This window comes from Citrobacter sp. wls827, assembly GCF_005280875.1.
Lineage (GTDB): Bacteria > Pseudomonadota > Gammaproteobacteria > Enterobacterales > Enterobacteriaceae > Citrobacter > Citrobacter youngae.
Genome location: NZ_SZWR01000032.1, coordinates 1 through 3054 on the forward strand (window position 1 = coordinate 1; position 3054 = coordinate 3054).

Genomic DNA, 3054 nt, shown 5'->3' on the forward strand with positions numbered 1-3054 from the left:
TCACTCTTTATAGAATCCCGCTCCGGCGGGGTTTTTGCTTTGTGTGGCGTAGCCCACAGGAAGTCATCATTCTGTCCGTTGTAACATAAATTATGTTCTCTCCTTTGAATTGCCATCTTCTACTTTATTCATATCAGAAATACCCGTTTTTGGCGTGATAAACAGGGTGTCTTTAAATTACTCATGATCTTTAACATTAAAGCAATACCATCAACAAAAAATTACATTATTAATAAATGATCGTCGTGATTTTTTTCTGATTATTTTAGTGTCGCCTTTTCTTTATTCAGGTCGAATAAAAGGGGACAGAGTCAATTACTAATAAAATGGTTAAAAAGTGAGCGGAAAAACCGCTCAAAAAAAATTGATTCATTATTATTTTTGATTGTTGTCACAATAATGGACATTTCTATTCATAACAATGACCCACGAATTCAGTACGAATTTCCACTTATTGCAAAATTTTAAATTAATAGGAAACCATTATGGGAACAGTAAGCTCAGGCTCTGCTCATAAAATGGGAGTCATTGCCCTAACGTTAGTGACTGCATCAAATATGATGGGGTCTGGCGTATTTATGTTGCCAACTAATCTCGCAGGCATAGGCTCCATCTCAATATGGGGATGGGTATTTACCATCATCGGTGTTATTGCACTTGCATTAGTTTTCGCTAAAACCAGTTTAATTACACCTCGTACCGGCGGTATCGTTGCTTATGCCAGTGATGCCTTCGGCCCATTCATTGGGTTTCAGACAACAATGTGCTATTGGATCAGCGCATGGGTAGGTAACGTTGCATTATTGGTCGCAGGTGTCGGCTATCTCAGTTTCTTTTTCCCGGAGCTTAAAAATCCAACTTACGGTTGTATTGCCGCAATTATTATTCTGTGGGCATTTGTTTTCCTTGCTAGTTTTGGTGCCAAAGTTGCGGGGCGGGCACAATCCTTTACCGCAACCTGCGGGTTAATCGTAATATTAGGCGTAGGATTTATTGGGTGGTTCTGGTTTAACCCGTCGCTCTATACTGAAGTTTATAATGGAACGGGACATAGTGATTCCTCGGCAATTATTTCTGCTGCGTCGATTGCGCTATGGGGCTTCCTTGGTATTGAATCTGCAGTCGTTTCTACCGGTCAGGTCGAAGATCCTGAACGCACGGTTCCTCGGGCTACCGTTATGGGGTTATTAATCGCTTCCGTATGCTATGTTGGTAGCTGCACCGTTATTATGGGGTTGGTACCACATAATGTTCTGGTAGATTCAGCCGCACCTTTTGCTGATGCCGCACGCTATATGTTCGGTAATACGGCAGGGAACATTGCTTCCGCACTGAGCATCATTGCCTGCTTTGGCTCAATTTCAGGTTGGTTGATACTTCAGTCAGAAGGCCCGCGCGCAGGTGCTCAACAAGGACTTTTCCCGAAATTCTTTGAAGAAACCAACAAGCAAGATGTCCCGATGAAAAGCCTCGTTTTTACCGGTGTATTAATGAGTATTGTCTTGCTTCTGACGGCATCTCCGAATCTGGCGAAACAATTCCAGGCTGTAATCTTAATGTCGGTATTTGCTTCACTTCTGCCATATATGTACGCCCTGATTTCGCTTCCAATTATCCTTGTTTCAAAGAAAGCCAATCGTGGAAGATCGTTTATGTTTTACTGCACGTTGGTTGTTATTGGCATGATTTACTGCATTTTTGCTTTGCTTGGTTCTGGCAGCGACTCCATATTCTGGGGCATCTTGATGATGATGGTAACCATTCCATTGTTCTCATTTGTTGCTGCCGGGCGTAGTAAGAAAGGTCAGGATATTCTTTATTTAGATAAACGTATCTAAACGTATCCAACTGTATTGGTTTTATCCACGGGAGTTTAAAATGACATTATCTATTGTCGATCAGAATAAGCTCGATGCTTTTTGGTCATATTGCGTAAAAAATCAGTATTTTAATATAGGTTATCCGGAGTCAGCCGACTTCGATTACACGATACTGGAACGGTTTATGCGTTTCTCCATAAATAATTGTGGTGACTGGGGGGAGTATTGCAATTATTTGCTGAACTCGTTTGATTTTGAAAAAGAAGTAATGGAGTATTTCGCCAGTATTTTCAAAATCCCATTTGAAGAAAGCTGGGGTTACGTTACCAATGGGGGAACTGAAGGTAATATGTTTGGCTGCTATCTGGGGCGTGAACTGTTTCCAGAAGGTACGCTTTATTACTCGAAAGATACTCATTATTCCGTTGCGAAAATTGTTAAGTTGTTGCGCATTAAATCAAGTCTGGTGGAATCACAGCCGAATGGTGAGATGGACTATGATGATTTGATTCGTAAAATTCAACGCGATAACGAAGAACATCCGATTATTTTTGCAAATATCGGCACAACCGTTCGTGGCGCTATTGATAATATTGCTGAGATCCAACAACGGATTGGTCAACTGGGTATCAAACGTGACGATTATTATCTACACGCTGATGCTGCGTTGAGCGGTATGATTTTGCCGTTTGTGAACGATCCGCAGCCTTTTAACTTCGCTGATGGTATTGATTCTATTGGCGTTTCAGGCCACAAAATGATTGGTTCGCCTATTCCCTGCGGCATCGTGGTAGCGAAAAGGAAAAACGTTGATCGGATTTCTGTCGAAATTGATTACATCTCTGCACACGATAAAACCATTTCTGGTTCTCGTAATGGCCATACACCGCTAATGATGTGGGAAGCTATTCGCAGCCATTCCTGGAGCGACTGGCAACGCCGCATTGAACATAGCCTGAATATGGCGCAGTACGCAGTCGATCGCTTACAGGCTGCTGGTATTGATGCCTGGCGCAATAAAAACTCTATTACCGTGGTTTTCCCTTGTCCGTCAGAAGCCGTCTGGAAGAAGCACTGTCTGGCCACCTCCGGTGACATCGCTCACCTGATTACCACTGCGCACCACCTTGACTCCAGCAAGATTGATGAGCTGATTGACGATGTGATTGCTGACCTGAACCAGCAGGCCGCATGAAGAAAGGGCAGTGATAATCATCACTGCCCTCAGGGGCGG

At 42.9% G+C, this 3054-nt stretch carries 2 protein-coding genes; both read left to right on the forward strand.

The genetic code is table 11. The features are described 5' to 3' along the window. Nucleotides 1-485 precede the first annotated feature (485 nt). Nucleotides 486-1838 carry a histidine-histamine antiporter gene (hdcC, locus tag FDX03_RS21580; RefSeq protein WP_048213364.1) on the forward strand — a complete coding sequence of 451 codons (1353 nt, stop codon included), beginning with the start codon at nucleotides 486-488 and terminating at the stop codon, nucleotides 1836-1838. Between the two features lie 40 nt (nucleotides 1839-1878). Next, complete coding sequence (locus FDX03_RS21585; RefSeq protein ID WP_048213363.1) at nucleotides 1879-3015, forward strand: histidine decarboxylase; 1137 nt, start codon at nucleotides 1879-1881, stop codon at nucleotides 3013-3015. Nucleotides 3016-3054: the final 39 nt, after the last annotated feature.